This is a genomic window from Mesorhizobium sp. M0136 (assembly GCF_040322515.1).
Lineage (GTDB): Bacteria > Pseudomonadota > Alphaproteobacteria > Rhizobiales > Rhizobiaceae > Mesorhizobium.
Window position 1 is genome coordinate 1 of sequence record NZ_JAMYTP010000061.1, and the last position, 2586, is coordinate 2586.

The 2586-nt window shown below is 59.9% G+C and carries 2 protein-coding genes; both read right to left on the reverse strand.

All coding sequences use genetic code 11. The features are described from left to right. Window positions 1-30 precede the first annotated feature (30 nt). Window positions 31-2103: a recombinase family protein gene (locus NKJ35_RS30720; RefSeq protein ID WP_352651370.1), complete on the reverse strand. Its 2073-nt coding sequence runs from the start codon at window positions 2101-2103 to the stop codon at window positions 31-33. Then, window positions 2090-2269: a hypothetical protein gene (locus tag NKJ35_RS30725; RefSeq protein WP_352651372.1), complete on the reverse strand. Its 180-nt coding sequence runs from the start codon at window positions 2267-2269 to the stop codon at window positions 2090-2092. The genes NKJ35_RS30720 and NKJ35_RS30725 overlap by 14 nt, the downstream gene beginning before the upstream one ends. Window positions 2270-2586: the final 317 nt, after the last annotated feature.

Sequence of the window (2586 nt, forward strand, 5' to 3'; positions counted from 1 at the left end):
GCGATGCGTGAGTCATTATGCACTCCCTCGTCAAGTATCTGTAAACATTGGAAGCGTGTCCATGTCGGCAACGCGACACGGGCGACCTTTTCGGGCCACCGCCGTTTTGATCGAGCCCGACGCCAAGTCGTCGGCACGGATTTGATAGGGTGCGCCAGGAACAACCTGTGCAGCAGGAAGAACGCGGGTTTTGATAAGGCGCCGTATCGCGTGGTTTGTGACGCCTAAGGCCTTTGCTGCTTCGGTCATCGTGAGCCATTCACCGTCTTTTTCAGCGGATCGATAGGCATGGATTCCTCGCACGCGCCGAACGGAAGAGACGCGGTGCGCCGTCCACGTTTTTCCCTGTCCGGTGGGTAATCCCATTCGATTGAGCGAGGCGGCGATATGCTCGTCAGACCAGCGACCGGCCATGCTGCGCATCACCGCCAAAGCGTCTTCGGTCGTCGCGCAACCGTGCTCGCCAGCTTGAGGCTTGCGAACCCGCAGTTCTGAGTGCTGGCCGCCCCGCCAATGGATCATGAGCACGACGTCCCGTACCGCGTCGTCGACATCGACGATGATGTCGGCGATCAAGGTTCGTAGCAGCTGCTGGCGCGCACGCATCGTCACATCAGGTCCATTCCAGGCTGCTGACAGGTTTTCTGCCATATTGGCGAAGGCACTGGGATCGACCTCAATGGCCGGTGGCCTGCCAGTAGGCTGGCGGGTTTCAAGCTCCCGCAAGCGGCGCAGTGTGGTCTCCCAGCTTTTCTCCAGCTGCGCAGCTATCAGGCGATTGTCAGGATCACAGGCCGCGTAACGGCGCTCAGCGAGATTGGCCTCGTAACGGGCCTGCTGAAGTTCCAGATCGAGGATCTGGCGTTGATCATCTTGTCGTTCCCGGTGCATCCGCTCCGCCTCGAACGCGGCCTCGATCGCCAAGGGTTCTACCGCTCGCAACAGCTCACGCGCAACAGCCGCGTCAACCCGTGGGCCGCCGAAGGTCATGCACCTGGGCAAGCCCATCATCAGGTTGGGCTTGTCGCAGCGATAGACAGGTCGACTTTGCGGATTTCCGGTATAGGAAACGCTCAGTCGCCGCCCGCACCGTGCACACGTCATGATGCCTGACAGCAGCGCTTTCCCGCCGCGGCCCGATTTTACGCCGCCGGCGCGACCGTAGTTGTTGAGTGCCAGCTGCTTCTGGTTTCGCTCGTACTCATCCCAGCCGATATAACCCTCGTGATGACCCTTGATCATCACCTCCCAGGTTCCGACAGGCTTGCCATGCCCGTAGCTTCGCCGGGCTCGTCCGTCGACAATGGAGGTTCGCTTTTCGCTTTTGCCATAGACGTAAACACCTGCGTAAAATGGGTTTTTGAGAACGGCGATGACATTGCGATAACGGATCGGCAGCCAGACGAAGCTGGTCATGCGGCCCTCATCAGAAGGCCGCGGGAAGTGGATTTGATCTGCCGCTATCGACAACAACACCTGGCGCGCGCTGCCGAGTTCACGGAAGCGCGCGAAGATGAGCCGGATTACCTCCTGTAGCCGTATATCTGGGTCGAGCCCAAGCCCGGCTTCGCGATGCCAGATGTACCCGAACGGTACTGACAGGCGCAGCTCCCCCCGTCGCGCCTTCGACCTGGCGGCCTCGAGCATCCGTGCCTTCAGCACGCCCAGTTCGAACTCGCTGATGCTTCCCTTCATGCCCAAGAGCAGACGATCATTAGGCAGGCAGGGGTTGTAGACGCCATCGTGGTCGATGACGCGGGCTTCGACAAGTCCACACAACTCGAGCAGATGATGCCAGTCCCGCCCATTGCGTGCGAGCCTCGATGCGTCCAGGCACAATACGGCGCCGATCTTGCCCGCACACAACCATGCAACCAGCCGATCGAAGCCGGGGCGCGCCACTGTTCCGCTTGCTGATCGGCCGAGATCGTCGTCGATGACTTCGATATCGGCGAAGCCGCGCTGTCGCGCAATGTCGACCAGGTCATATTGCCGCCGCTGGCTCTCCAGGTTGGTCATGACCTGGGACTGCGTCGACTGGCGCACATAGACGACAGCCTTGCGCTTCAAGAGCGCAGTTGGGATCAGATCAGTGCTGGTCATCATCGAGCTCCTCGACGATCAGACCGGTGGCCTGCATGAGGATTTGGGCGAGCGTCAGCAAGGCCTTCGCCCGCTCCACTTTGCTCATCCCCTCCAGCCTGTGGGGCTCGAATATCAGGCTCATCTGCCTGTCCGAGGTCGGTGCAGGCACGTTGTGCTGTTTCATCGACTTTCTCCCGTGCGATTCCATTCTCGCTCAGGAAGTTTGTGGGAACAGCGACCGGCATGACCAGCCTCTTCAGATCAGACAAAGCCGTGAGATCAACCTGTGGCGGACCAAATGTCATGCCCGCGCAAGCGACCGAATCCACCATCCAGCCTGGAATCGATACGACAATGCCTGATGGATATTGCACCCTGAGAAACTGGCCAGTCACCCGCTGCTCCACACGCCGCACGCTGACCTTTCGGCCAAAATATGGATGCCAGCGATAATGAACTTCCAGTTCGTCCCCGACATGGGCACAATGAACGGGTGATGGC

Excerpts from the sequence above, each read along its gene's own strand:
- NKJ35_RS30720 (WP_352651370.1), bottom strand. The coding sequence starts at position 2,103 with ATGACCAGCACTGATCTGATCCCAACTGCGCTCTTGAAGCGCAAGGCT.
- NKJ35_RS30725 (WP_352651372.1), bottom strand. The coding sequence starts at position 2,269 with ATGAAACAGCACAACGTGCCTGCACCGACCTCGGACAGGCAGATGAGC.